The sequence below is a fragment of the Pantoea sp. Cr_R13 genome (assembly GCF_029222565.1).
Lineage (GTDB): Bacteria > Pseudomonadota > Gammaproteobacteria > Enterobacterales > Enterobacteriaceae > Pantoea > Pantoea eucalypti.
This window is the reverse complement of sequence record NZ_JARHXL010000013.1, coordinates 521,691-545,206: the sequence shown is the minus strand read 5'-3', so window position 1 is coordinate 545,206 and position 23,516 is coordinate 521,691. Positions and strand designations below refer to the sequence as shown.

Here is a 23,516-nt window from a genome sequence, read left to right as displayed (position 1 = left end):
ACGGCAATGAAAACTGCAAATGCCATTGATACGCTGCGCGACCTCGCGGAGCAGGATCTCGAACGTGCCGCCATCTATTTAGGCGATATGCGTCGCGGCCAGCACGCCGCAAACGAGCAGCTGACAATGCTGCTCGATTATCAGGATGAATATCGCAACAAGCTCAACGACGATATGTCATCCGGTATCGCCAGCACCCGCTGGACCAACTATCACCAGTTTATTCAGACGCTGGAAAAAGCGATTGAGCAGCATCGTAACCAGCTCAATAACTGGAATCAGCGGCTGGAGCAGGCGCTGATCAACTGGCGCGACAAACAGCAGCGGCTGAACGCTTATCAGACGCTGATAACGCGTGCAGCAGAAAATGCATTACGACAGGAAAACCGTCTCGATCAGAAACGGATGGACGAATTTGCCCAACGGGCCGCATCGAGGAGAGGCGAATGATTACGCTGCCAAATATTGCCATGAAAGCGTCGGTTAAAACCGACGCGGAACCATCAGTTTCAACCGATCTTGCAGCGGGTGAAGACGCGCTGCCTAAGGACTTTCTGACTGCACTGGGGAACCAGCTGCTCGGCCTGGCTAAACAGCATGGGAAAGTGGCGCAATCCGCTGACGCCAAAGCAGAAACAGCCGAAGATACCCGCGTAAAAGCCCCCCTCAATGCACTGATGGCGGCGCTGGATAATCCTGCTGCGCTGACCGCCCTGTTTAAACCGGAAAATATTAAAGCTGGGTCAAAATCAGCCGATGATAAAGACAAGCCGGACGTGGCACCCTTAAGCGCCACTGACATGCAAAATGTGCAGGCGTTGTTCGCCATGTTACCCGGTGCGGTGACACCGACAGCGACGCCTTCGAACCCAGTCAGCAGTGAGGCGGGCGAGCTGATTGCCCAGACCGACACCGGCCGGAAAAGTCAGACGTCGCTGACGCAACTGCTGAGCAGCGCACAGCCGAGCCACGAAGCAGGTGACGATGAGAAGGCTGAAGTCAGAAGCGACGCACAAAGCAAACCTGCCGTCACGACTGCCGCCAGCCAGAGCAACACCGCCGCGCAGAGTGCAACAGGCAATGGCCTGACGCTTGATAGCAGTTTTCAGCAGGCACTGAGCAATATGGTTAAGCAGGATGATCATGCGATCAAAGCCAGCACCAGCGATAGCACGATCAACGCGATGCCCGTCGCCACCGCCAGCAGCCTGCCCGCCGCGGTGACCGCCTCCGCGACCATCAGCACCCCGTCAACGCCAACGCTGAACTCACAGCTGGGCAGCGGCGAGTGGCAACAGGCGCTGAGTCAGCAGATTGTGATGTTCACGCGTAACGGCCAGCAGAATGCGGAATTGCGATTACATCCGGCAGACCTTGGCGCTATCCAGATCAGCCTTAAACTGGATAACGACCAGGCACAAATTAATCTGGTTTCCGGCCATAGCCACGTCAGAGCGGCACTGGAAGCCGCAATACCGCAGCTGCGCAGTGCGCTGGCAGAAAGCGGTATTAACCTGGGCGAGAGTCAGGTGAGCAGTGACAGTTCCGCGCAGGGCCAGCAATTCCAGCAACAACAGGAGGCGCGCCGCGATGGACAGCACGGCCGCTTCTCCCTCACCCAGGACAGTGATACCGACATTACGCCGATTGCCGTTCCCGCCGCCCTTCAGGCTCGTGTTAGCGGCAACAGCGCCGTCGATACTTTCGCCTGACAGCGGCAAACGCTGAAGGTAAGCGTAAAACCCGCGTCTTTTCTACCCATTGGTTTGACTTAAGACGCGGATAATCTGTCCCGTGAGCCGAGAGGCTTGCCCATAATTCACAGGAAGTAACTGCAACCATGTCTGATAACGCGAAAGCAAAAGGCCGCAAACGTAAACTCTTAATACCAGTGTTGCTCATTGTGACGCTGGCTGCTTGCAGCGCGGCAGGCTATGCAGTCTGGCGAATGATGAATAAACATGAGGGCGATAAGCCTGAGGTGGCGAAAGTTGAACCGCCTCCCGCTCCGGTCTTTTTTGCACTTGATACATTTACGGTTAACCTGGTCAATCCCGACAACGATCCCGACCGCGTGCTTTACGTAGGCTTTACCCTGCGTCTGGCCGATGAGGATACCCGGCGTCGGTTGAATGACTATCTGCCTGAGGTGCGCAGCCGTTTGCTGCTGCTGCTCTCGCGTCAAAGCGCTGCGGCGCTGGCGACAGAGCAAGGAAAGCAGGCGCTTGTTGAACAAATCAAACAGGCGCTGACACCCCCGCTGGTAAAAGGTCAACCTCCGCAGGCTGTAAGCGACGTGCTGTTTACTGCCTTCATTTTGAGGTGAATCAATGGGCGATAGCATTCTTTCCCAGGCTGAAATTGACGCCCTTTTAAACGGCGACAGTGGCAGCGCGGAAGAAGAAAAGAAACAAAACGGACCGGAAGGCGATATTCGTCCTTACGATCCGAATACCCAGCGCCGCGTGGTGCGCGAGCGTTTGCAGGCGCTGGAGATTATTAACGAGCGTTTTGCCCGTAGTTTCCGTATGGCGCTGTTCAACCTGCTGCGCCGTAGCCCGGATATCAGCGTCGGGGCGATCAAGATTCAGCCGTACCATGAGTTTGCCCGCAATCTGCCGGTGCCAACCAACCTGAACCTGATCCACCTGAAACCGTTGCGTGGTACAGCACTGGTGGTGTTCTCACCAAGCCTGGTGTTTATCGCTGTCGACAACCTGTTTGGTGGCGACGGACGTTTTCCGACGAAAGTTGAAGGCCGTGAGTTTACCCATACCGAGCAGCGCGTTATTCGCCGCATGCTGAAGCTGGCGCTGGATGGTTACAGCGACGCATGGAAAGCCATTTATCCACTGGACGTTGAGTATGTACGTTCAGAGATGCAGGTTAAGTTCACCAACATCACCACTTCACCGAACGATATCGTGGTTAACACGCCGTTCCAGGTGGAGATTGGTAACCTGGTGGGTGAGTTTAATATCTGCATCCCGTTTTCAATGATTGAACCGCTGCGCGAGCTGCTGGTGAACCCACCGCTCGAAAACTCTCGTCAGGAAGATAACCACTGGCGCGACAACCTGGTCAAACAGGTGCAGCACTCTGAGCTGGAATTGATTGCTCACTTTGCCGAAACCTCACTGCGTCTGTCACGGATTTTGCAGCTGAAACCCGGTGATGTGCTGCCGATTGAGAAGCCGGAACGCATTATCGCCCATGTCGATAGCGTCCCGGTCTTAACCAGCCAATATGGCACGATGAATGGTCAGTACGCGCTCCGTGTCGAACACCTGATTAACCCGATTTTGAATTCGCTGAACGAGGAACAGCCCCATGACTGACAGTAATAAACCGTCTGACGATATCTCTGCGGACGATCTGTGGGCTGAAGCGATGAATGAGCAGGTCGGCAGCAGCAGTGCGCCGCAGACCGACGACGTCTTCAAATCATTCGACAGCGCCAACGTTGCTGGATCGCTGCAGGATATCGATCTGATTATGGATATCCCGGTGAAACTCACCGTGGAACTGGGTCGCACCAAAATGACCATTAAAGAGCTGCTGCGTTTAACGCAGGGTTCGGTGGTCTCCCTGGATGGCCTGGCAGGTGAACCGCTTGATATTCTGATCAACGGCTACCTGATCGCTCAGGGTGAAGTTGTGGTGGTGAACGACAAATATGGCGTGCGCATCACTGACATCATCACCCCATCTGAACGTATGCGTCGTCTGAGTCGCTAAGAGTCACATTATGAATAGCCAGAATCAAACGCTGCAACCGGCTGCACCGCACGCTCAGGCGATCTCAACCGGCTCTATGCTGGCTCAGGTCAGCAGCGTATTAGCCGTGATTATCTTATTGATTCTGGCCTGCGCCTGGCTGGCGCGCCGTGTCGGCTTCGCGCCGAAAAAGGTCAGCAGCCAGGAGCTTAAACTCACCGCCAGCGTATCGGTGGGCCAGCGTGAGCGGGTGGTGATTATCGATACCGCCGATGCCCGTCTGGTGCTGGGCGTCACCGCACAGCAGGTTACCCATCTGCACACGCTGCCGCCGGGTGAACCGGTCGCTGTGACGCCGGTGAACAGTGCGCCACAGGATTTTCGTCAGCTGTTACAGAACCTGGTTAAACGTCCCGGAAAACCACAATGATGCGTCGACTGCTTCCTTCACTGCCACTGCTGTTACTGGCACCGGTTGCCCATGCCCAGCTGCCGGGCCTGGTGAGCCACTCACTGCCGAACGGCGGTCAGAGCTGGTCCCTGCCGGTTCAGACGCTGGTTTTTATCACTGCACTGACCTTTATTCCGGCCGTGCTGCTGATGATGACCAGTTTTACCCGCATCATCATCGTGTTTGGCTTACTGCGTAACGCCCTTGGCACGCCCTCGGCGCCGCCTAACCAGGTACTGCTTGGACTGTCGCTGTTTCTGACCTTCTTTATTATGGCGCCGACGTTCGACAAAATTTATCAGGACGCTTATCTGCCATTCAGTCAGGACAAGATCAGCATGGATGTGGCGATTGATAAAGGCGCCCAGCCACTGCGCGAATTTATGCTGCGTCAGACCCGCGAAGCCGATTTAGCGCTGTTTGCCCGTCTGGCGAATACCGCCCCGATTGCCGGCCCTGAAGCGGTGCCGATGCGCATTCTACTGCCCGCCTATGTCACCAGCGAGTTGAAGACGGCGTTCCAGATTGGCTTTACCGTGTTTATCCCGTTCCTGATCATCGATCTTGTGGTTGCCAGTGTGCTGATGGCACTGGGGATGATGATGGTCCCGCCAGCGTCTATCGCGCTGCCGTTTAAACTGATGCTGTTTGTTCTGGTCGATGGCTGGCAACTGCTGGTCGGTTCACTGGCGCAAAGCTTCTACTCCTGATCCCCCTTTTCTTACCGGAGCAACATATGACACCCGAATCAGTAATGGTAATGGGACAGGAAGCGATGCGCGTCGCCCTGATGCTGGCCGCCCCGCTGCTGCTGGCAGCCCTGGTCAGTGGCCTGCTGATCAGCCTGATCCAGGCGGCGACGCAGGTCAACGAACAGACCTTATCCTTTATTCCTAAGATTCTGGCCGTTGCCACCACCGGTATCATTGCCGGTCCGTGGATGCTGAATCTGCTGCTGGATTATATCCGCACCGTCTTTACTAACCTGCCATACATCATCGGCTGATGATTACTCTCGATAGCAGCCAGCTGGTTCATTGGGTCAGCCAGTTCTTCTGGCCTCTGGTGCGCATCATGGCATTATTCGCCACTGCTCCCATCCTCAATGAACGATCTATCAGCAAGCGTGTCAAAATCGGTCTGGCGGTGATGATCACCTGGCTGGTCATGCCGCTGTTACCGGCTGTTAATGTGACGCTGTTTTCACCTCCCGGCTTTCTGCTGCTGATTCAGCAGATGCTGATTGGTATTGCCCTCGGCTTCACCATGCAGTTCGCGTTTGCGGCTGTGCGCCTTGCCGGGGAAGTGATTGGTTTGCAGATGGGCATCTCGTTCGCCACCTTTTTCGATCCCGGCAGCCGCCTGAACATGCCGGTGCTGGCCCGTTTTCTCGACATGCTGGCGATGCTGCTGTTCCTGAGCTTTAACGGGCACCTGTGGCTGATTTCGTTGCTGGTAGACAGCTTTCACACGCTGCCGATTGGCGGTGAGCCGATAAATGCCAACGCGTTTATGGCGCTGGTGAAGTCGGGCGGATTAATTTTCCTTAATGGCATGATGTTAGCGCTGCCCTTAATCGTTTTGTTACTCATGGTAAATCTGGTACTGGGTTTGTTAAATCGTGTTTCACCACAGTTATCAATCTTCGCAATTGGCTTCCCTATTACCTTATCAGTTGGAATTTTAACCATCAGCTTGCTGATGCCCCTGCTAGCCCCGTTCTGTGAACGTTTGTTCGGTGAAATTTTTGATTTACTCGCCCTGTTCCTGACAGAACTATCCCGTCCCTGAACGTTAAGTTTCTAACTATCTTTGCATAGCGACACTTAAGTATCACAAAACCATCCATGCATCTTCAGAACCATGTTTTCAAGAATGCAACTAAGGAAATTCTGATAAACGTGCGCAGAGTCTGAAAATAATTCTTATTAAACCGGGCTTCGCGTATTTTAGTCGGGTGGTTCACAGAAGCGGTCAGACTGTGAATGTGCAGGCAAAACCGGCAAAACACTGTATTTACACGAAAAAATTCTTTAAGTGATTTTTCTTGTTAAAAAATGTTTTTTCCGGCATTGTCAACGCACGCTGAGACATCACACTTTCGTAAAACAAATGCTTTTGAGAATTGTCCTATCAGAAAACGCTTTGTTTTCGCGGATAGTGATACAGCTCTCAAAAATGCGTTTTACTGCTTCCGACATTTCACTGGCACTCCCCCGCCATGGTCGGAGAGTGTGTGACGTCATGGCGGCACAAAATTTTTGCAGAACGGGTCAGGGATGAAGACTTTTATGGGCGGTTGCCTGTTGCCAAACTGCACGAGCAGAATAAAAAGTATCTAAGAAATCTCTCTCGTACCGCAACGCGTATTCATCGTTGATTTAAACGGATAACAAATTGGTGAGGGTCGCTATTATGCCAACTATTATTATGGATTCCTGCAACTACACACGCCTGGGATTATCAGACTATATGTCTTTAAAAGGAGTTAAGAAGAAAAATATCTCTTCTGTCTCCGATATTGAGCAACTACAGCAGAAATGTGAGCAATTAAATCCTGGTGTCGTCTTTATTAATGAAGATTGTTTCATTCATGAGTCAGATTCCAGTGAACGTATTCGCAGTATTATTACGCAGCATCCGGACACGCTGTTCTTTATATTCATGGCGATTAGCAATATCCATTTTGAGGAATATCTCTACGTTCGTAAGAACCTGATTATTACATCAAAATCGATGAAGACATCGACCCTGGACTCCTTACTCGGCACCTATTTGCAGAAGAAGCTTAACCAGTCTGCACGCATCTCTTCAGGCATGGATGTTCATCCATTAACGTTGAGCCAGACTGAGTCAAACATGCTGAAGATGTGGATGTCAGGTCATGATACCATCCAGATCTCAGATAAAATGCAAATTAAGGCTAAAACAGTATCGTCACACAAAGGTAATATTAAACGCAAAATCAAAACCCATAATAAGCAGGTTATTTATCATGTGGTGCGTTTGACCGATAATGTGACCTCGGGTATTTACGTTAATATTCGCTGAACGTAAATCCTGAAGAACCGGCCGCTATGGCCGGTTTTTTTTTGCACTAAATTGCGATCCATGTCTCATTCTTACTGCTAACCTTTTTCGCTCTTTTGCCGATGTTATGCCTTATAACAACAGCCTCAAGAGAGCAAGGATATGAACACTGCATTAGATAATGATGGACAGAAAAGCGCTGGCATCTGGCAAAATCTCCGCCTGGTGCCGCTGTTTAGCCTGATCTTCGGCGGCATTTTGCTGCTGTTCGCACTCTGCATTGGTGTCGCCAGTTACTTTCTGATTTTAAGCAACCACTCACTTGATGATGCCACGGACGAAATTCAGGTTCGTATGGGCCTCTCTAACAGTTCAAACCACCTGCGCACTGCGCGACTGACCATTATTCAGGCCGGTGCCGCCGCACGTATCGGCGAAATGGACGATTTTCGTGCCAATATCGCCGCCGCTGAAAAACGTATTCAACAGGCAAAGCAGGGGTTTGCGGTCTATATGGCGCGTGTAGTGAAGACGCCAGCAGACGTTGAACTGGACGCCACACTGCAGACCCGCTTCAACAATTACATCAATAAAGGCCTGATACCGATGATCGATTCCGGTAAACAGGGCAGTTTTGAGGGCATTATCGCTCAGGAGACGGACGTTACCCGCAAGCTGGATGACGAGTACAACGCGGTATTACTCAAAGCGATCAAGATTCGTACTGACCGCGCCAATGCCATTACCGCTGAAGCGGATCAGCAATCGCGCATCGGCTTTATCTCAATGGCTGTGGCGTTCAGTGCCGCACTGGTGCTGGTGCTGCTGACCTTTGTGTTCCTGCGCCGCGTGGTCATTAACCCCCTGCGTCAGTCTGTGCTGCGTATCGAGCGTATTGCGCAGGGCAATCTGACCTCCGCTCCCCTGCCCTTTGGTCGCAGTGAGATTGGTACACTGATCCACAATCTGCAGATGATGCAGCAGTCGCTGGTGACCACCGTCGGTACGGTGCGTGAAGGCGCAGTGGCCATTTATCAGGGTTCCAGCGAAATATCAGCGGGTAACACCGATCTCTCGTCCCGTACCGAGCAGCAGGCGGCGGCACTGGAGCAGACTGCAGCCAGCATGGAACAACTTACCGCCACAGTGAAACAGAACGCCGAGAATGCGCATCACGCCAGTCAGCTCGCCGCGGATGCCTCAGGCAAAGCGCGCAGCGGAGGCGATCTGGTCAATAATGTCGTGAAAACCATGACCAATATTTCCGGCAGCTCGAAGAAAATCGCTGAGATCACCAATGTCATTAATAGCATTGCGTTCCAGACCAATATCCTGGCGCTGAACGCGGCGGTTGAAGCGGCACGGGCTGGTGAACAGGGACGTGGTTTTGCGGTGGTAGCGAGCGAAGTGCGAAGTCTGGCCCAGCGCAGTGCGCAGGCTGCTAAAGAGATAGAATCTTTAATAGCGGAGTCGGTTACGCTGATCAATGACGGTTCGCATCAGGTCGGCGCGGCCGGGAACACGATGGGTGAAATTGTAGAAGCAGTCCGTCGCGTCACAGACATTATGTCAGAGATTGCCGCAGCGTCGGATGAACAGAGCCGCGGCATTCAGCAGGTGAGCCAGGCGGTTACCGAGATGGATAACGTTACCCAGCAGAACGCCTCGCTGGTGGAAGAAGCTTCAGCCGCAGCAGCCTCGCTTGAAGATCAGGCCGGTAAATTAACACAGGCGGTGGCCGCATTCCGCCTGCACGATTCCCCCGCTACCGCAGGTGTGGCTCCACGCGCTGCTGCACCACTCAAAACACCGGCACTGGCAGCACGTCCTGCGCTCGCCACCGGTACTGATAACTGGGAAACCTTCTAAGGTCATCGCCAGTCATTCCTGGCGGACGACGACTGCCGAGGGATGACCAACAGCAAAAAGCCGCGTTCCGGTATACGGAAACGCGGCTTTTTTATTGCGCGTCAGGTTCAGGAATCCTGGCAAGGCTCTACAAAAATGCCATCCGGCTGGTTTGTTTCATTAAAAAACCAGATACCCAATGGGTAATCTTCCAGCGCCACTAAAAACATAGTGCCTTCATTGAATGGCTCCATAGCCAGAATGTTGCCTGTGCGACGGGGGCCGCCATCGGTTTTAACGCTGACGCGGTCATTTACCTTCATTTCGGTTCTCCAGATAATATCCTGAATACAGTCTAAACGAAGAACCGTGCCAATGCAGCGCGTTACCGGCGGGCAATAACCCAGACGGCGTGAATGATGCCCGGGATATAACCACAGATCGTCAGCAGGATGTTCAGCCAGAATGCGCCGCCAAAACCAACCTGCATAAACACGCCCAGTGGTGGCAGCAATATCGCAATAATAATTCGTAAAATGTCCATAACCATTCCTTTAGGTATTGATAAAAATCAGATTTATTATCAACTATAGCTGAATCTGCTCTGTCAGGACAAAAAGTCAGGTAAATCTGAGTAAGGATAAAGTTTTGCAGTATCTTAACGTTTTACCGCAAGATTTCTTACGCGACTCGCCTATACACTTCTCTGACTGCATCAGCCCAATAGGTGCAGCCAACATGAAAGTAACAAGGATTTTGCCCGCGCAGCGCGGGCTTTTTTTTGCCTGAAATTTGCCCGCCCCCGCCTCTCTGCATCAGGTTCTATACTCAATATTCTGTTTGCTCTCAGGAGTCAGAAAATGAAAGACGAAATGCAGCACAGCGAGGGTCAGCCGTCAGATTTACAGGTTGATATCGAGGGTTTACTAACGGCTATTCAGGCCAGAACGTCTGGAGAGATTCGGGAGTATATGGATCAGGACCAGCAGCCACGGGTGGAAGTTGAAGGCCGGGTTTTTCACTCCTACACCGAACTGGCAGAGGCGTTTGAGATCGACATTTCGAATTATCGCGCCTGAGAATTTGATGGCTGAAATCGATTTCAAAAAAATACCCGGCGGGAAGGCCGGGTAAAAAATTCATTCGTTACACCAGGGAATTCTTAACACCTCTGCAGATTACCCTATCCCTGAATTGAAACAAGCATCAGATATGCACATTTTTGCAACATGTCAGACAGATATGGAAAAAATGTTACCGGAAACACCGCGCCAGCTGGTCATTGCGCCCCCGCACACTTCATGCATCCATCTGGTTATTGCGGCCTGGTTTTAAGAATTATCCTGGATTTCAGGCCAATGGCACAGGAAAAAAAGTGTGAGCCATATTCAACTATAATATTGAAAAATCGCCGCTTTAGTCGCGAACGTGATGTAAGGAGCCTGTAAATGCCCGATCTCCACCAGCCGTTAATGGTTATTACCGATCTGGATGGTTCACTACTAGACCATCATACCTATCGCTGGGATGCGGCCACCGAGTGGCTCACCACCCTGAATCACCATGCGGTTCCGCTGGTGATCTGTTCCAGCAAAACGGCAGCCGAGATTATTCCGCTGCAAAAAAGGCTCGGCATCAGCGGTTCGCCGTTTATTGCTGAGAATGGCGCCGTGATACAGACACAGGATCAACAGCGGATTCGCCTGCCTGATAATACGCTGACTTATGACAACCTCTGTCTTCGTCTGGCTGCTTTAAAAAAAGAATTTCGCTTTACCGGTTTTCATGACTTCTCTGATCCGGAGGTTGCCTCAATGACTGGATTAAGCGAAGCGGAATCAGCGCTGTCCCGTCAGCGCGACGCTTCTGAAGTCATTGTCTGGCGCGACAGTGACGAAGCCTTTGACCGTTTTCATGACACACTGCGCGCTGAAGGTCTTGCGCTGACCCAGGGCGGGCGTTTCTGGCATGTCCTTCCCGCCGGGAGCGGTAAAGGCGAAGCGCTGCGCTGGCTGCTGGATCACTTCCCCGGAGAGACACGCACCACAATCGGTCTGGGCGACGGGCCTAATGATGCCCCGATGCTGGATGCGGTTGATTATGCCGTGGTGATTAAAGGCTACAGTAAAACGCCGGTGACACTCAGCCGGACAGACCCTGCTCAGGTTTATCACACGGCTCATCATGGCCCTGAAGGCTGGCATGAAGGGCTGGACTATTTTCTGACTCAATCTCAATAAGCTGCCCACGGGCATTAAAAGGATGATGCGATGAGTGACTTTTACCAGAATGGCGTAATCACTAACTTCCACAACCTTACCCACCGCAGTGTGGAGTCGCTGGAAAAAGAGATGGTACGCTTTGCCCGCAAACGCAAAATGGGGCTGATCCTGCCATCGCTATTTTCCGAACTTGAAGGCCCGGCGCTGACAAAAATCGTTGATGAACTGGCTAAAGTGCCTTATCTGGATGAAATCGTGATTGGTCTGGACCGCGCCGACCGCGACCAGTTCCTGTTTGCCCGGGAATTCTTCTCCCGTCTGCCGCAACGGCATCGCATTCTGTGGAACGATGGCCCACGCCTCAAGGCGATCGATGCGGAACTGGACAAAGAGGGTCTGTCACCCACCAATCCGGGTAAAGGCCGCAATGTCTGGTTTTGTACCGGTTATACCCTGGCGTCGGACCGCACCAGCTGTGTGGCGTTGCATGACTGCGATATTGTCACCTATGAGCGCGGCATGCTGGCCCGTCTGCTTTACCCGCTGGCAAACCCGGCGTTTCAGTATGAATTCTGCAAGGGTTTCTATGCGCGGGTTGCGGATGGCAAGCTTAATGGCCGCGTAGGCCGTCTGCTGGTCGGGCCGCTGCTGCGCTCGCTGCAGAAAGTCTATGGCCATTCTGAATATCTGGATTATCTGTCAAGCTTCCGCTATCCGCTCTCCGGCGAGTTCGCTATGCGAACCCATGTGCTGAACGGCATTAAAATCCCCGGCGACTGGGGGCTTGAGATTGGTGTGCTGTCTGAGATTTACCGTAACTACACCACCCGTCAGTCGTGCCAGGTGGAAATCGCCGATAATTACGATCACAAGCATCAGCCTCTGGCGGAAGATGATGGCACCGGCGGCCTGAAGCGTATGAGCAGCGATATCGTCCAGTCACTGCTGCGTAAGCTCGCCACCATGGGTGTGCCACTTACCAGCGACTCGTTTCGTGTGCTGAAGGCAACCTATTACCGTAATGCGCTGGATATGATGGAGACCTATAACCATGAGGCGGCGATGAACGGGCTGAAGTTTGATCAGCATGTGGAAGAGGCAGCAGTAGAGATGTTTACCCAGTCCATTCTGGAAGCGGGCCAGGCTTTTATTGAGCGACCTAACGATAAGCCGTTTATACCGAGCTGGAGCCGTGTCCAGTCTGCTTTCCCGGACGTGCTGCAGCGTATCTATCAGGCAGTTGAAGAGGATAACGACGGGAATGTCTGAAACAGGACGGCACAGGGACGTGCCGGGCCATCAATAAACTTTAAGCGGGCCTGGCGGGTCACTGGACCCACAGGCCTGTATGCTGTCAGCTCGCCAGTTGCTCAGGATTCAGGGCGCTCAGCTCATCACTACGAAAGGCTTCACTGCGCACAGCATAACCGTCGTACCAGCGGCATTCCACCATGCCACTCGCGAAGCCGGTCACCACCATCGTCTGTCCCTGTTCCTTGTGCTGCACTTCTTCACTGATTGCGAAAACCATATTGCGCTCCTTTGATTACCTGTGTGTTATTAACCTGAGTGACTATTTTCTTTATAGCAGGCAAAGAAGGTTCCTGCCTGTTAAGGCACGCAAAAAAAGGGCAAATTCGGAATTAATCAGCTGGATATGCGGAAAATAAAAAAAGCGGATAAAAAACTTATCCGCTTTAGTGAGGTCTTGACGCTGACGTCAGATTTTACAGCCTTCGCAATCGGCTTCGTCGCCGAGATCATCCGGCACTTCGCTGGCTTTTTTCTCCGCTTTCGCTTCAGCCTGCTCAAGTTGTGCGTCGATATCAAATTCAAAAATGTCGTCGTTCATCGTCATTCTCCTGACCGTAAATCACAGTGCGCTTTATACCGATTTTCCGCGCACTCTGGCAATAAGGTTAACCACTAACAGCACGATCGACCCAATGATGAAACCAAGCACCAGGTTTGCGCCATTACTCAGGAGCATGGCGATCCAGCCGCTAAAGCCGCTGCTGACTTGCCCGATGAGGTGATGCAACGGTGCAATGCCATGCACCACGATGCCACCACCCACAAGGAACATCGCGATGGTGGCGACCACTGAAAGAATCTTCATCAACCAGGGCGCTGCAGCCAGCAGCACGCTGCCGATGCCCTGCGCAAGCCGCGAGGTTTTTTCACGCAGCCAGAAGCCAAGGTCATCAATTTTTACGATGGCGGCCACGATGCCGTACACGCCAATGGTGACCAGAATCGCGATGCCCGCCAGAATAATCACCTGGTTAAGCAGCGGTGCTTCCGACACAATCCCTAAGGTGATCGCGACAATTTCAGCAGAGAGAATGAAATCAGTGCGCACCGCGCCTTTGATCTTCTTCTTCTCGAACTCTGCCGCATTCTCTTTAGCCAGTGAGTCAAGTCGCTGCTTGCGCGCTTCCGGTGATTTGCTCTGCTTGTCCTGTTGTAGCGTGTGCATGACCTTTTCAACGCCTTCGTAACAGAGATAGGCCCCGCCAATCATCAGCAGCGGCGTGATAAGCCAGGGCGCAAACGCAGAAATGACCAGCGCCATGGGCACCAAGATCAGTTTGTTAAGGAACGAGCCCTTGGCAACGCCCCAGACCACAGGCAGCTCACGATTGGCTTTTACGCCGGTTACCTGCTGTGCATTCAGCGACAGATCGTCGCCCAGTACGCCAGCGGTTTTTTTTGCCGCCACTTTCCCCATGACGGAAATATCGTCCAGAAGTGTTGCAATATCATCAAGTAAAGTCAGTAAACTGGTGCCTGCCAAAATTCTTATCCTTAGTCTGGTTCGTTATGTTGACAACATGGGCAGCGCTCAATTTCCGTAACGGTCATCTCTGCGATGCCCTCACAATCCCACTCCACCCGTACCGTCTCACCTGCTTTGCCTTCAGCATGCAAATATTTGCTGACCGGGCTTTCGGTCATGCCGGTAATCTCCTCCGTGGCAATAAGCCTGTCACCGCAGTAGACCCGCGCAGTCGCTTTGGTATTAACCATCCGCTCGTCACGAATCTGATAGAGGCGTTTTACCGTCAGTTTTATGCTGCTCATTTAGGCTCCTGGCCACGGAGAAAGCGCAGATCTAACCAATTATGTTCCTGATTAGCAATCAGCGTTGTAATGATGAATACCCTGATGGTCGACCTCGGCACTCTCCGACATCGCCATCAGCCACTCCTCCAGCCGTTCCAGCAGATCCTGATCCGTGAGGCGCAGTTTGCCCCGTAGCGCACACTCCCAGATGATCAGTACTTTCCAGCCGCCTTCCTGCAGCTGGCGCACATAGCGCCGATCACGTTCAACATTGCTGTTTATTTTGCCGGTCCAGAACTCTGTTCGCGTCGCCGGCATCTTAAACAGATAGCAGTGATGGCGATGCCAGAAACAGCCATGAACAAAGATAATTGCCTGCTGTTCTGTCAGAACGAAATCAGGCCGACCCGGCAGGTTTTTATCCTGCACGCGAAAGCTGAATCCCCGGTCTTTCAGCAACAGTGCAATACGTTGCTCAATGGCCGTATCCTGAGCGCGAATAGCACGCATATTTTTGCTGCGCGTTTCGCTGGAGTGAACATCAGCCATAACCTCTCCTTTTTTGCTGGTTCTGTAACTTTAGTCTGCACCACGAAAAGCGAAAGCTGTCGCCGGATGACTTCGGAGAGTATGCCGCAAAAACAGAACTTTCCGGGGCGCTGACATGGGGCTCATCCCGGCAATTTCCTCATAGCGTCTGGAGTGATAGCATAGGCGCCTTACTGTTAAGGAAAAACGCATGCATTCCGCCGCTCTCGCTGCCCCACTCTCTGCTGCACCCTCATCTGCTGACGCGTCTGATCTCGTTCAGCAGGTGCTGGCAATCTATTCAGTTCGTGATCTTACGGCCCGCCTTCATCAGGCAGGGTTTTCCTGCTGGACGCCATCACTGCTGAACCGGATACGTCAGGGTAAAAGCGCCTTGCCGCCGTTGTGCGAGGCGGAGCTGTCGCTGTTGCAAAGTCTGCTGCCGACCCGACCGGCCCATTATGATAATCCTGAGTTTCGTTTCATCGATCTTTTTGCCGGGATTGGCGGCATTCGTAAAGGATTCGAGGCAATTGGCGGCAAGTGCGTCTTCACCAGTGAATGGAATAAAGAGGCGGTTCGCACTTACAAAGCCAATCACTACAGCGATCCGCTGGAGCATCACTTTAATACCGATATCCGTCAGGTTACCCAGCCGGAAGGTCTGACCGATGACGATGCGATTTACCGCGCGATTGATGCGGCGATCCCTGATCATCAGGTACTGCTGGCGGGTTTTCCCTGCCAGCCCTTTTCGCTGGCGGGCGTCAGCAAGAAAAATGCGCTGGGCCGCGCGCACGGTTTTGAATGCCAGGTGCAGGGCACACTGTTTTTCGATGTCGCCCGTATTCTGGCCGCCAAGAAGCCACCGTTCTTTGTGCTGGAGAATGTGAAAAACCTTAAGAGCCATGATAAAGGCCGCACCTTCGCCATTATCATGGAGACGCTGGATGAGCTGGGCTATGACGTGGCCGATGCCGGAGCCGGTAGTCCGGATGCCAAAGTGATCGACGCGCGTCACTTTCTGCCACAGCATCGCGAACGCATTGTGCTGGTGGGTATCCGCCGCGACCTGAAGAAGCAGGACTTTACGCTACGCGACATCCGCCGTTTCTATCCGGCGCAGGTGCCCAGCCTGCAGAGCCTGCTGGAGCCCGCGCCAGACGACAAATATATTCTGTCGCCGGTGTTATGGCGCTACCTCTACCAGTATGCGAAAAAACACAAAGCGAAAGGCAATGGCTTTGGTTTTGGTCTTAACGATCCGCGTAATCCTGATTGCTGTGTGCGAACGCTGTCGGCACGGTACTATAAAGATGGCTCAGAAATTCTGATCGACCGCGGCTGGGACAGCGCTCCTGGCGAAGCAGCGTTTCAGGATGCGGAGAACATGGCACGACGGCCACGTCGTCTCTCCCCGCGCGAGTGCGCCCGTCTGATGGGCTTCGATGTGCCAGGCCGTGAGCCGTTCCGCATTCCGGTCTCGGATACGCAGGCTTATAAACAGTTTGGGAACTCGGTGGTTGTGCCGGTGTTTGCGGCAGTCGCGCAGTTGCTGCTGCCACATATTCGTCAGCTGAAATCGTAATGGTTCTGATATAAAAAAACCCGTCCTGCGACGGGTTTCTGTTTTATTTCTTCTTCTTGCTCTGTTTCTTGAGCAGCAAACGAATTTGCTTCAACTCGCTGGCGCTCAATCCATCGGATTTCACGTCAGTGGCACCTGATCCCTCAGTCCCCTCTTCAGTGATGTACTGATTATCAATCGCCGGATGGGGATGCGTTTCCAGACTGGCCTGCAAACGTTGCACAATTTCCTGACTCATTGAAATCTGGTTTTCCAGCGCCAGCTGTTTAATCGTTTCTTTCAACTCAGGATCAATTTTAATTGTTAAATTAACAGTTTCGGTCATCGGGCAGCTCCTTTTTGTTATTGCTACACGCTACCGGATGCCCGTTTCGATTAACATACTGTCATAAAAATTTAATATTCAGTTTTCAATGGGGTGAAGTCCCGCAGTACGCCCTCATCCAGCCCCACCAGATTGCCCTGCAGTTCGGCATAAAGTTTCGCCATGTAGCGTACCAGGAAATCGGCGTTATGCTCAGCTAGCATGCGGCCGGTTTCGGTATGCATGGTTTCCGGCAGGCGCAACAGCTTCTTCTGGAAATGGTCCAGCGTCCACTTAACATCATTCAGCTCGCGATCTTTGCCCAGCGGGTCCTGACTGTCGAATAACGGGCGATTCAGCGCACCCGCCGTGTAAAAAACGCGCGCCAGTCCGATTGCGCCCAGTGACTCCAGCCGGTCAGCATCCTGGACGATTTTAGCTTCCAGTGTCTGAGGCGGTATGCCAGCACTGAAACTGTGAGTTTTAACGGCATGCATCACCGCATTAATCTTCTCAGCAGGGAAATCGAGAAAGTCCTGCTGCAGAATGCGCTGGGTTTCCGTGGCGGCATAGGTTGAGGCGAGATGACGTTCCGGATGATTTTTTGGCAGATTAACCACATCGTGAAAATAACAGGCGGTGAGCACTACCAATGGATCAGCGGGTGTACCGGTCATGATTCGCTGCGCGCTCATCCAGACGCGCCGTAAATGGGCAATATCGTGCGCGCCGTCGTCGTGGATCCAGTTCGCCTGAAACCAGCTTTCATAGCGAGATTGCCAGAGTGTGAGTGACATAGTCTATCTCCCTGTAGTGACCGACAGCAGATTCTCTGTCGTGTTCAGTGCACGAACGGCAAGCCATCATAGCGACTGGCTAATGACACTTTTTTTACAGTGCTGTTGAAAAGAGCGGCGCTGCCAGTTTTTCGGGCAGAAAAATGAGATCTGGATCATCTGTATAGCATCTCTGTTACACAATAACCGCAATTTCGGCGGTTTTCAGCCTTTCCTCAGTGAATTGGCGCTAAGAAAATTAGTTTAACAGCTGTAATGTTTTGTCGATGTTTAACCGATAATACAGACCCTGCTGAACTTTTTTTTGTCACGTGTTTAATTGTAAAACTGTGCACAAAAGCAGGTGAAAAAGTCTGAAAAGGTTCCTATTTTTATCGTTATAACGTACTGTATCCGGGCTAATCGTCATGTTGCGTCCATGATATCTAAAGCGTTGGTGCGCTTTTTGCATTTTGCGTTTTTTTAATACCCAACGTGACAACTTTAAAGTGACTGTCAGGCGACAAATTATTAAGCAAAATGATTTAAAGCTTTTATGATGACTCTTAGATGTGAAGTGAATGGATGTATACAGCAGTAACCGGGTTCTACTAATAAAAAAGAGGTAATCAATGAAAGAACGGCCGATTCTTTTTTCCGAACAGCGTGTTCGTGCCCTGTTGGTTGGCCAGCAAACGCAAACCCGGCGCATTATGAAAACTCAGGCTTTCGGTCCGGGACAGGATCATCACGAGGGCGTGCACGCCTTCGATGTGAGTGCTAACCATCTGCACGGCTACAAAATGATGTCGATGGCTGACATCAGCTATCAATGCCCCTATGGCAAACCGGGTGACATACTCTGGGTGCGTGAAACCTGGCGTGGCCCAATGGTGCCAGAAAGCGATCTGGCCGAATATGAACGTGACCCGACGCCGTTTCGCCTGCCGGAATATTGCCAGTATCGGGCCGACAGTAATGAGCTGGGTCAGCATGCACTGAGTACGCCAGAGGCCGAAGAGTTTGGCTGGCAGACCGCCATCCATATGCCTCGCTGGGCCAGCCGTATCAACCTCGAAATTACCGGCGTCCGCGCGGAGAAAATTCAGGACATCAGTGAAGATGACATCCGGGCAGAGGGCGTACAGACCGATTCGCACTTCCTGAATAACTTCTTCACCATGAACGCCAACTCAGAATCGCCTAAAGAGGCGTATCGCAAAGCCTGGGAAAAACAGTACGGCGCGACCAGCTGGGAAGTGAATCCCTGGGTCTGGGTCATTGAATTTCAGCGCATCGAACGCAACTGATGCTTTAGCCCTGCGCTTTGCGGGTTGAATCACAGACAACGGTCGCGCTAACGGGTTGAATAGACGGCCTTCAGCCCTGTAGCCAGAAACTGGTGCCAGCATTCGATGCTGGCATTTTTATATCTGCCGCGTCAGGATAGTGAAATAGTCCGATTCTCTGCGGGAGTTGCGATGTTTAAATGGCCCTGGAAAACGCATGACGACATGCTGGCTACATTACCGTGGCAGCAGGGTCTGGCACAGCCGGTATTCAGCCTGCTCAGCAATGACGAGCAACAGGCGTTGGTTGAGCTGGCAAAGCGCTTTCTGCAGCAGAAAAAACTGGTGCCTCTCGAGGGTGCACAGCTTGATGAACTGCGGAGTGTGCGACTCGCCCTGCTCTTTTCTCTGCCTGTCCTGAAGCTGGGTCTGGAGTGGCTGGACGGGTTTCACGATGTGCTGATCTATCCCGAGCCATTCGAGGTTGACGATCACTGGCAGGATGAGCATGGGCTGGTTCACAGTGCGCCTGCCGTTCACTCGGGACAGAGCTGGACGCAGGGACCGGTAGTCCTCAACTGGCTTGATATTCAGGACTCCTTTGACCTCTCCGGCTTTAATCTGGTTATTCATGAGGTGGCACATAAGCTGGATGCGCGCGGCAGTGGTTACACCAGCGGTGTTCCGGTGATACCGCTGCGAGACGTGGCGCAGTGGGAAAAGGATTTGCGTGCCGCGATGTCAGAAATTGAGAGTGAGGTCGAACTGGTGGGCGAACAGGCTGCCACTATTGATCCTTATGCCGCCAGCGATCCGGCTGAGTGCTTCGCTGTGCTCTCTGAATATTTCTTTACGGCCCCGGTTCTGCTGGCCGAACGCTTTCCCGCCATGTATCAGCATCTGCGACAGTTTTATCAGCAGGATCCGCTGACCCGGATCGCTACTGACACGGCGCAAACTGCTTAAATCCCGATCGCTTTGCGTTAAACCTAGCCAGTTGAATGATAATGTATTTTTTGCTGTTGACACCTTAGAGCGACGCCGTTAATATTCGCCTCGTTCAAACGATTCCTCTGTAGTTCAGTCGGTAGAACGGCGGACTGTTAATCCGTATGTCACTGGTTCGAGTCCAGTCAGAGGAGCCAGATTAGAAAAAGCAGATATCTTCGGATATCTGCTTTTTTGCTTTATACCCGCTGGATATCCCTTCCTTCATATTTATCCCCTTTCAATTAACAACACGTCATCCCACACCCTTTTTCAGATAAGCATTTTGGCAATGGTTGTTCCATTTCATTATTAGCCAATAAGTGGTAGATGCCGTTATGCCACTAAGTTGGCTCAAAGAAAAAACGCCGGGCTTTTTAGATCTGAGATGATATTCGTGGCGTAAGAGACGTTCAGGAGACGTCATTATTGTTTTGCCTGAGTGCATTTTTGCCAAATTGAGCCTCTAATCATCAACGGAATCAGCCCAGCCTCTCAGTCCCCTTGCGTAAAAAAGCCCGCTCAGATGACGGGCCCTTTAATCAGACAAAACACAACAACCACTATTTTTCATGATAGCGATGTACAGCCGGATAATATTCCAGCCCATACAGCTGGCTCAGCGGCAGCAGCAACTCGACGTTAATATCATGCCCATGCTCACTCGCCCCGGGGCCACTCAGCAGCTGTTCAAACCAGGCTATCAGTTTCTGTTTCATCTCAGGTTCTCCGCATCGGTTGATAACCTGAGTAAACCTGCTTGTGCGCGCAATCTGAAGCAAAAATTTCTGCGCTGCTTATGCCGGAGATGGCATAAGCAGCCTGCCCGGCTGATTAGTCAGCGCCAGAAACAGGTCTGTTACTGCGTAATCAGCGTCACCCAGTTCGCGCCTTTACCAGCAGGTGCTTCAGCGACCCGTTTCAGTTCGCCGCTGGCAGGATCGATAGCGTAACTGCCAATCACGGCACTGTTCTCGCCGCTGACGATCAGCCATTTGCCCTTTGCATCGATAGCTATACTGCGCGGCTGCTTTTCAACCGGCCAGCTGCCGATTAGCGTTAACTCACCGGATTGTTTATCTACCCGGTAGCCGCTGACGGTGCTGGAGGTGCGCTCGGTCACGTAGATAAATTGCCCATCCGGCGTAATTTTGATGTCTGCCGCCCAGATGCGCGGTGTCGGATCGCTGTAACCCGCCGGGCGCTGCTCGCCATGCTGCAGGTTATATTTCTTCGCCACCGCATTTGGCCAGCGTTTCAGCTCTGACAGCGAGCCATCCGCTGCACGTCGGAATTGCGTGATGGTGCCGCTCATCTCCGCGAGGTTATAGAGAAATCGATTATCTGGTGAAATCACCGAGTGACGCGCGCCGCTGTTTTTCTCACCCTGAACAAAACCGGTGCCCAGCGGCGTGATGGCCCCGTCACTGGCAAAGGTATATTGCAGCACCCGATCCGCGCCAAGGTTGCCAACGTAGAGTGAATGGTTCGTGACGTCGGTAATTACGGAATGGGCGTGTGGTCCGGTTTTCACTTCGCCTGTGACCTGCGTGGTCACAATCCCTTTGTCATCAATCCGGTTGCTGGTGACGATATCGCTGTCATAGGAGGCGGCCAGCAGATAGCGTCCGCTCTTATCAGTGGTAATCCACGGAAAGCTGGCTGCAACCGGTGTGACCGCCAGTTTCTGCAGATCACCCTGCGGCCCGGTAACGCGCCAGCTGATGATCGAATAAGGCGGACTGCGCAGCGCACCATAGAGATGTTTACCATCCGGGCTGGCCGCCAGCGGCATGATTTTTTTTCCGGCCGGCGTATCGCCCCGCCATTTCAGGCTGCCGTTCGCCTCACTGAGCTGATAGCGAGAAACGGTGCCGGATTCAGCATTCGACACATAGACAAAGGTTGTCGCCCACAGCGGGCAGCTACACAGCAGCGGCAGAAGTGCCAGCGCCGTTTTGAGACGGATCATAGGGTCACCTTGATAAGTAGTCTCTGCGTCAGTGCGCAGCAGGCATTACGCTAACCCTGTCCGATGAGGCTGGCTTTGTGCAACTGTCTGAATTTAGGACCGGAAGTCTGGAGATGTGACGGAGATTTTATTTTTTGGGGCGGGAATGAGATTTGACGCCTTCCCCAGGATCAGGGAAGGCGTAAGCAGAACGCTAACCGGTTTTGGCGATCATCTTCCGGTAGCGATTGAGCCACTTACCACTGTTGAGCCGCCACCAGAAGAAGATGCCGCGCACCGTCCAGTCGAGGAACATCCCCAGCCAGACACCGGTGACGCCCATCCCAAGCACAATACCGAGCAGATAACCGACCACCACGCGGGCACACCACATGCTGAACATTGAGACATACATGGTGTAGCGCGCATCACGCGCGCCCTTAAGTCCGGCGGGCAGCACCCAGGACGCGGCCCATAGCGGCATAAAGAGCGCGTTAAGCCAGAGCAGGTGCTTCGTTACGTTTATTACCTCCGGATCACTGGTATAGAAGCGGGCCAGTAACCCGGCCAGCGGTACGGTCAACAGCGCTATCGCACTCAGACATGCCGTCGCCAGCCAGAAAACATGCCGCACCTGGCGTTCCGCCTGGAACACCTGATTCCTGCCTAATCGGGTGCCGGTAATAATGGTGGATGCAGAGCCCAGCGCATTGCCCGGCAGGTTGATCAGGGATGCAACAGAGAACGCGATGAAGTTACCGGCAATTTCACTGGTGCCCATCCCTGCCACAAAGACCTGGGTCAGGAGTTTGCCGCCGTTGAACAACACGGACTCGATACTGGCAGGCACACCTATGCCTAAAACTTCCATCAGTATGCTGCTGTTCCAGCGCCGGAAATAGCTCGATAGTGTGATTTTCAGCGAGGCGTTAAAGCCGATCATCAGCACGTAAATCACCGCGATCGCCCCGATATAGCGGGTGATGGTGAGTCCGAGTCCGGCCCCGACAAAGCCTAAACCGTCCCACGAGAAGCAGCCATAAATCAACACGCTACTGATGATGATGTTCAGGATGTTCATGCCGCCGTTAATCAGCATCGGAATTTTGGTGTTGCCTGCACCGCGCAGCGCCCCGCTGCCGATCAATGTGATGGCCGCAGCCGGATAGCTCCAGGCGGACGTCTGCAGATAGCTCAGCGCCAGTTCTTTCACTTTGGGATCGGCCGCACCGGCGATCGCATCGACAATCAGATGGCCCCAGAACTCAATGGCGATCACCAGCACAAAGGCGAGTATCGTCATCATAGCCAGCGACTGTCGCGTGGCGGCGCGGGCGCGTTTCCCGTTGCGTTTTGCCAGGCTGAACGCCACCACCACCGTGGTGCCGAGATCGATGGCAGCAAAGAATGAGATGATCACCATGTTGAAGCTGTCAGCCAGGCCCACGCCTGCCATCGCCTCTTTACCCAGCCAGCTGACCAGGAAGGTACTCAGAACGCCCATCAACAACACACAGGCGTTCTCGAAGAAGATAGGCACTGCCAGTGGCGATATTTCACGCCAGTAGAGCGTGCGATAAGAGCGGCGTTTTGGATACCACGCCGTGCGCTTGATCGCCTGCATCACTGCTACGCCGGGATTTTGCAAAGGATTACCAAATCAGAAGTGACTGGATAGGAGATCTAATGATGATAGGGGGCTGAGAAATATGCAAAGTCTTTCCGGCGCAAATTAATCATGGTTACAAACTTTTTAATC

General features: G+C 52.7%; 29 protein-coding genes and 1 tRNA gene. 18 read left to right on the top strand and 12 right to left on the bottom strand.

Going from position 1 to position 23,516, the window contains the following annotated elements; genetic code table 11:
- The first annotated feature begins 6 nt into the window (after positions 1-6).
- The 11 genes from fliJ (at position 7) to P2R09_RS10120 (ending at position 9,067) form a co-directional block, all read left to right on the top strand.
- On the top strand, positions 7-450 hold the full coding sequence (gene fliJ / locus P2R09_RS10170; protein WP_003854478.1) for a flagellar export protein FliJ: 444 nt from the start codon (positions 7-9) through the stop codon (positions 448-450).
- Positions 447-1,712, top strand: coding sequence for a flagellar hook-length control protein FliK (locus tag P2R09_RS10165; protein WP_275769301.1), 1,266 nt, complete (start codon positions 447-449; stop codon positions 1,710-1,712). Before fliJ ends, P2R09_RS10165 begins: the two co-directional genes overlap by 4 nt.
- Positions 1,713-1,840: 128 nt before the next feature.
- Complete coding sequence (gene fliL, locus P2R09_RS10160; protein ID WP_008926878.1) at positions 1,841-2,326, top strand: flagellar basal body-associated protein FliL; 486 nt, start codon at positions 1,841-1,843, stop codon at positions 2,324-2,326.
- 4 nt (positions 2,327-2,330) lie between these two features.
- On the top strand, positions 2,331-3,338 hold the full coding sequence (fliM, locus tag P2R09_RS10155) for a flagellar motor switch protein FliM (RefSeq protein WP_003854473.1): 1,008 nt from the start codon (positions 2,331-2,333) through the stop codon (positions 3,336-3,338).
- Complete coding sequence (gene fliN / locus P2R09_RS10150) at positions 3,331-3,738, top strand: flagellar motor switch protein FliN (RefSeq protein WP_008926879.1); 408 nt, start codon at positions 3,331-3,333, stop codon at positions 3,736-3,738. The genes fliM and fliN overlap by 8 nt, the downstream gene beginning before the upstream one ends.
- A 10-nt stretch (positions 3,739-3,748) precedes the next feature.
- A complete protein-coding gene (gene fliO, locus P2R09_RS10145; RefSeq protein ID WP_003854470.1) occupies positions 3,749-4,147 on the top strand; it encodes a flagellar biosynthetic protein FliO in 399 nt (132 codons plus the stop codon).
- A complete protein-coding gene (fliP, locus tag P2R09_RS10140; RefSeq protein WP_275770672.1) occupies positions 4,147-4,878 on the top strand; it encodes a flagellar type III secretion system pore protein FliP in 732 nt (243 codons plus the stop codon). Before fliO ends, fliP begins: the two co-directional genes overlap by 1 nt.
- Positions 4,879-4,904: 26 nt before the next feature.
- The gene (fliQ, locus tag P2R09_RS10135) at positions 4,905-5,174 is read left to right on the top strand and encodes a flagellar biosynthesis protein FliQ (RefSeq protein ID WP_003854466.1); all 270 of its coding nucleotides are present in this window, start codon (positions 4,905-4,907) and stop codon (positions 5,172-5,174) included.
- Positions 5,174-5,959, top strand: a complete 786-nt coding sequence (gene fliR / locus P2R09_RS10130; RefSeq protein ID WP_008926880.1) for a flagellar biosynthetic protein FliR — start codon at positions 5,174-5,176, stop codon at positions 5,957-5,959. Before fliQ ends, fliR begins: the two co-directional genes overlap by 1 nt.
- A 624-nt stretch (positions 5,960-6,583) precedes the next feature.
- Entirely contained in the window at positions 6,584-7,219 is a 636-nt protein-coding gene (rcsA, locus tag P2R09_RS10125) for a transcriptional regulator RcsA (RefSeq protein ID WP_008926881.1), read from the top strand.
- 141 nt (positions 7,220-7,360) lie between these two features.
- The gene (locus P2R09_RS10120) at positions 7,361-9,067 is read left to right on the top strand and encodes a methyl-accepting chemotaxis protein (protein WP_275769276.1); all 1,707 of its coding nucleotides are present in this window, start codon (positions 7,361-7,363) and stop codon (positions 9,065-9,067) included.
- Positions 9,068-9,174: 107 nt separating this feature from the next.
- Here the strand turns inward: P2R09_RS10120 and dsrB are convergent, their stop codons facing one another.
- Both dsrB and P2R09_RS10110 read right to left on the bottom strand, forming a co-directional pair.
- A complete protein-coding gene (dsrB, locus tag P2R09_RS10115; RefSeq protein ID WP_008926883.1) occupies positions 9,175-9,369 on the bottom strand; it encodes a protein DsrB in 195 nt (64 codons plus the stop codon).
- 62 nt (positions 9,370-9,431) lie between these two features.
- Complete coding sequence (locus P2R09_RS10110) at positions 9,432-9,590, bottom strand: YqaE/Pmp3 family membrane protein (RefSeq protein ID WP_003854456.1); 159 nt, start codon at positions 9,588-9,590, stop codon at positions 9,432-9,434.
- 316 nt (positions 9,591-9,906) lie between these two features.
- Between P2R09_RS10110 and P2R09_RS10105 the strand changes: the two genes are divergently transcribed.
- The 3 genes from P2R09_RS10105 to P2R09_RS10095 all read left to right on the top strand — a co-directional run bounded on the left by P2R09_RS10105 (position 9,907) and on the right by P2R09_RS10095 (position 12,537).
- Positions 9,907-10,125, top strand: a complete 219-nt coding sequence (locus P2R09_RS10105) for a DUF2525 domain-containing protein (RefSeq protein WP_008926884.1) — start codon at positions 9,907-9,909, stop codon at positions 10,123-10,125.
- A 369-nt stretch (positions 10,126-10,494) separates the two neighbouring features.
- The gene (locus tag P2R09_RS10100; protein WP_275769270.1) at positions 10,495-11,286 is read left to right on the top strand and encodes a mannosyl-3-phosphoglycerate phosphatase-related protein; all 792 of its coding nucleotides are present in this window, start codon (positions 10,495-10,497) and stop codon (positions 11,284-11,286) included.
- Between the two features lie 30 nt (positions 11,287-11,316).
- Positions 11,317-12,537, top strand: a complete 1,221-nt coding sequence (locus P2R09_RS10095; protein WP_003854447.1) for a glycosyl transferase — start codon at positions 11,317-11,319, stop codon at positions 12,535-12,537.
- Between the two features lie 85 nt (positions 12,538-12,622).
- On the opposite strand, the gene P2R09_RS10090 is transcribed toward P2R09_RS10095, so the two are convergent.
- From P2R09_RS10090 to vsr, 5 genes are all read right to left on the bottom strand, one after another.
- Positions 12,623-12,799, bottom strand: coding sequence for a hypothetical protein (locus P2R09_RS10090; RefSeq protein WP_003854445.1), 177 nt, complete (start codon positions 12,797-12,799; stop codon positions 12,623-12,625).
- A gap of 189 nt (positions 12,800-12,988) precedes the next feature.
- On the bottom strand, positions 12,989-13,120 hold the full coding sequence (locus P2R09_RS10085) for a hypothetical protein (protein WP_275769266.1): 132 nt from the start codon (positions 13,118-13,120) through the stop codon (positions 12,989-12,991).
- A 33-nt stretch (positions 13,121-13,153) separates the two neighbouring features.
- Positions 13,154-14,065 (bottom strand): DUF808 family protein, encoded by a 912-nt coding sequence (locus P2R09_RS10080; protein ID WP_275769263.1) that lies wholly within the window; start codon positions 14,063-14,065, stop codon positions 13,154-13,156.
- Positions 14,066-14,076: 11 nt separating this feature from the next.
- Positions 14,077-14,352, bottom strand: a complete 276-nt coding sequence (locus P2R09_RS10075; protein WP_003854439.1) for a hypothetical protein — start codon at positions 14,350-14,352, stop codon at positions 14,077-14,079.
- Between the two features lie 51 nt (positions 14,353-14,403).
- Positions 14,404-14,883 carry a DNA mismatch endonuclease Vsr gene (gene vsr / locus P2R09_RS10070; protein WP_003854438.1) on the bottom strand — a complete coding sequence of 160 codons (480 nt, stop codon included), beginning with the start codon at positions 14,881-14,883 and terminating at the stop codon, positions 14,404-14,406.
- Between the two features lie 190 nt (positions 14,884-15,073).
- Between vsr and dcm the strand changes: the two genes are divergently transcribed.
- Complete coding sequence (gene dcm, locus P2R09_RS10065; RefSeq protein WP_275769262.1) at positions 15,074-16,450, top strand: DNA (cytosine-5-)-methyltransferase; 1,377 nt, start codon at positions 15,074-15,076, stop codon at positions 16,448-16,450.
- 43 nt (positions 16,451-16,493) lie between these two features.
- On the opposite strand, the gene P2R09_RS10060 is transcribed toward dcm, so the two are convergent.
- The gene (locus P2R09_RS10060; protein ID WP_275769259.1) at positions 16,494-16,775 is read right to left on the bottom strand and encodes an Arc family DNA-binding protein; all 282 of its coding nucleotides are present in this window, start codon (positions 16,773-16,775) and stop codon (positions 16,494-16,496) included.
- Between the two features lie 71 nt (positions 16,776-16,846).
- Positions 16,847-17,551, bottom strand: a complete 705-nt coding sequence (locus P2R09_RS10055) for a phosphohydrolase (RefSeq protein ID WP_275769256.1) — start codon at positions 17,549-17,551, stop codon at positions 16,847-16,849.
- A 611-nt stretch (positions 17,552-18,162) separates the two neighbouring features.
- Between P2R09_RS10055 and P2R09_RS10050 the strand changes: the two genes are divergently transcribed.
- The 3 genes from P2R09_RS10050 (at position 18,163) to P2R09_RS10040 (ending at position 19,964) form a co-directional block, all read left to right on the top strand.
- Positions 18,163-18,840, top strand: a complete 678-nt coding sequence (locus tag P2R09_RS10050; protein WP_003854430.1) for a hypothetical protein — start codon at positions 18,163-18,165, stop codon at positions 18,838-18,840.
- Between the two features lie 171 nt (positions 18,841-19,011).
- The gene (gene mtfA / locus P2R09_RS10045; RefSeq protein WP_275769250.1) at positions 19,012-19,785 is read left to right on the top strand and encodes a DgsA anti-repressor MtfA; all 774 of its coding nucleotides are present in this window, start codon (positions 19,012-19,014) and stop codon (positions 19,783-19,785) included.
- Between the two features lie 103 nt (positions 19,786-19,888).
- A tRNA-Asn gene (locus P2R09_RS10040) sits at positions 19,889-19,964 on the top strand.
- Positions 19,965-20,369: 405 nt separating this feature from the next.
- Here P2R09_RS10040 and P2R09_RS10035 read toward each other — a convergent pair.
- The 3 genes from P2R09_RS10035 to P2R09_RS10025 all read right to left on the bottom strand — a co-directional run bounded on the left by P2R09_RS10035 (position 20,370) and on the right by P2R09_RS10025 (position 23,381).
- A complete protein-coding gene (locus tag P2R09_RS10035; RefSeq protein WP_275769248.1) occupies positions 20,370-20,525 on the bottom strand; it encodes a hypothetical protein in 156 nt (51 codons plus the stop codon).
- A gap of 140 nt (positions 20,526-20,665) precedes the next feature.
- Positions 20,666-21,778, bottom strand: coding sequence for a beta-propeller fold lactonase family protein (locus P2R09_RS10030; protein ID WP_275769245.1), 1,113 nt, complete (start codon positions 21,776-21,778; stop codon positions 20,666-20,668).
- Between the two features lie 193 nt (positions 21,779-21,971).
- The gene (locus tag P2R09_RS10025; RefSeq protein WP_275769241.1) at positions 21,972-23,381 is read right to left on the bottom strand and encodes an EmmdR/YeeO family multidrug/toxin efflux MATE transporter; all 1,410 of its coding nucleotides are present in this window, start codon (positions 23,379-23,381) and stop codon (positions 21,972-21,974) included.
- Between the last annotated feature and the right edge of the window lie 135 nt (positions 23,382-23,516).

What these genes read in the sequence shown, in the direction of transcription:
- fliJ (WP_003854478.1), top strand. Translation starts at nt 7, where the DNA reads ATGAAAACTGCAAATGCCATTGATACGCTGCGCGACCTCGCGGAGCAG.
- P2R09_RS10165 (WP_275769301.1), top strand. Translation starts at nt 447, where the DNA reads ATGATTACGCTGCCAAATATTGCCATGAAAGCGTCGGTTAAAACCGAC.
- fliL (WP_008926878.1), top strand. Translation starts at nt 1,841, where the DNA reads ATGTCTGATAACGCGAAAGCAAAAGGCCGCAAACGTAAACTCTTAATA.
- fliM (WP_003854473.1), top strand. Translation starts at nt 2,331, where the DNA reads ATGGGCGATAGCATTCTTTCCCAGGCTGAAATTGACGCCCTTTTAAAC.
- fliN (WP_008926879.1), top strand. Translation starts at nt 3,331, where the DNA reads ATGACTGACAGTAATAAACCGTCTGACGATATCTCTGCGGACGATCTG.
- fliO (WP_003854470.1), top strand. Translation starts at nt 3,749, where the DNA reads ATGAATAGCCAGAATCAAACGCTGCAACCGGCTGCACCGCACGCTCAG.
- fliP (WP_275770672.1), top strand. Translation starts at nt 4,147, where the DNA reads ATGCGTCGACTGCTTCCTTCACTGCCACTGCTGTTACTGGCACCGGTT.
- fliQ (WP_003854466.1), top strand. Translation starts at nt 4,905, where the DNA reads ATGACACCCGAATCAGTAATGGTAATGGGACAGGAAGCGATGCGCGTC.
- fliR (WP_008926880.1), top strand. Translation starts at nt 5,174, where the DNA reads ATGATTACTCTCGATAGCAGCCAGCTGGTTCATTGGGTCAGCCAGTTC.
- rcsA (WP_008926881.1), top strand. Translation starts at nt 6,584, where the DNA reads ATGCCAACTATTATTATGGATTCCTGCAACTACACACGCCTGGGATTA.
- P2R09_RS10120 (WP_275769276.1), top strand. Translation starts at nt 7,361, where the DNA reads ATGAACACTGCATTAGATAATGATGGACAGAAAAGCGCTGGCATCTGG.
- dsrB (WP_008926883.1), bottom strand. Translation starts at nt 9,369, where the DNA reads ATGAAGGTAAATGACCGCGTCAGCGTTAAAACCGATGGCGGCCCCCGT.
- P2R09_RS10110 (WP_003854456.1), bottom strand. Translation starts at nt 9,590, where the DNA reads ATGGACATTTTACGAATTATTATTGCGATATTGCTGCCACCACTGGGC.
- P2R09_RS10105 (WP_008926884.1), top strand. Translation starts at nt 9,907, where the DNA reads ATGAAAGACGAAATGCAGCACAGCGAGGGTCAGCCGTCAGATTTACAG.
- P2R09_RS10100 (WP_275769270.1), top strand. Translation starts at nt 10,495, where the DNA reads ATGCCCGATCTCCACCAGCCGTTAATGGTTATTACCGATCTGGATGGT.
- P2R09_RS10095 (WP_003854447.1), top strand. Translation starts at nt 11,317, where the DNA reads ATGAGTGACTTTTACCAGAATGGCGTAATCACTAACTTCCACAACCTT.
- P2R09_RS10090 (WP_003854445.1), bottom strand. Translation starts at nt 12,799, where the DNA reads ATGGTTTTCGCAATCAGTGAAGAAGTGCAGCACAAGGAACAGGGACAG.
- P2R09_RS10085 (WP_275769266.1), bottom strand. Translation starts at nt 13,120, where the DNA reads ATGAACGACGACATTTTTGAATTTGATATCGACGCACAACTTGAGCAG.
- P2R09_RS10075 (WP_003854439.1), bottom strand. Translation starts at nt 14,352, where the DNA reads ATGAGCAGCATAAAACTGACGGTAAAACGCCTCTATCAGATTCGTGAC.
- vsr (WP_003854438.1), bottom strand. Translation starts at nt 14,883, where the DNA reads ATGGCTGATGTTCACTCCAGCGAAACGCGCAGCAAAAATATGCGTGCT.
- dcm (WP_275769262.1), top strand. Translation starts at nt 15,074, where the DNA reads ATGCATTCCGCCGCTCTCGCTGCCCCACTCTCTGCTGCACCCTCATCT.
- P2R09_RS10060 (WP_275769259.1), bottom strand. Translation starts at nt 16,775, where the DNA reads ATGACCGAAACTGTTAATTTAACAATTAAAATTGATCCTGAGTTGAAA.
- P2R09_RS10055 (WP_275769256.1), bottom strand. Translation starts at nt 17,551, where the DNA reads ATGTCACTCACACTCTGGCAATCTCGCTATGAAAGCTGGTTTCAGGCG.
- P2R09_RS10050 (WP_003854430.1), top strand. Translation starts at nt 18,163, where the DNA reads ATGAAAGAACGGCCGATTCTTTTTTCCGAACAGCGTGTTCGTGCCCTG.
- mtfA (WP_275769250.1), top strand. Translation starts at nt 19,012, where the DNA reads ATGTTTAAATGGCCCTGGAAAACGCATGACGACATGCTGGCTACATTA.
- P2R09_RS10035 (WP_275769248.1), bottom strand. Translation starts at nt 20,525, where the DNA reads ATGAAACAGAAACTGATAGCCTGGTTTGAACAGCTGCTGAGTGGCCCC.
- P2R09_RS10030 (WP_275769245.1), bottom strand. Translation starts at nt 21,778, where the DNA reads ATGATCCGTCTCAAAACGGCGCTGGCACTTCTGCCGCTGCTGTGTAGC.
- P2R09_RS10025 (WP_275769241.1), bottom strand. Translation starts at nt 23,381, where the DNA reads ATGCAGGCGATCAAGCGCACGGCGTGGTATCCAAAACGCCGCTCTTAT.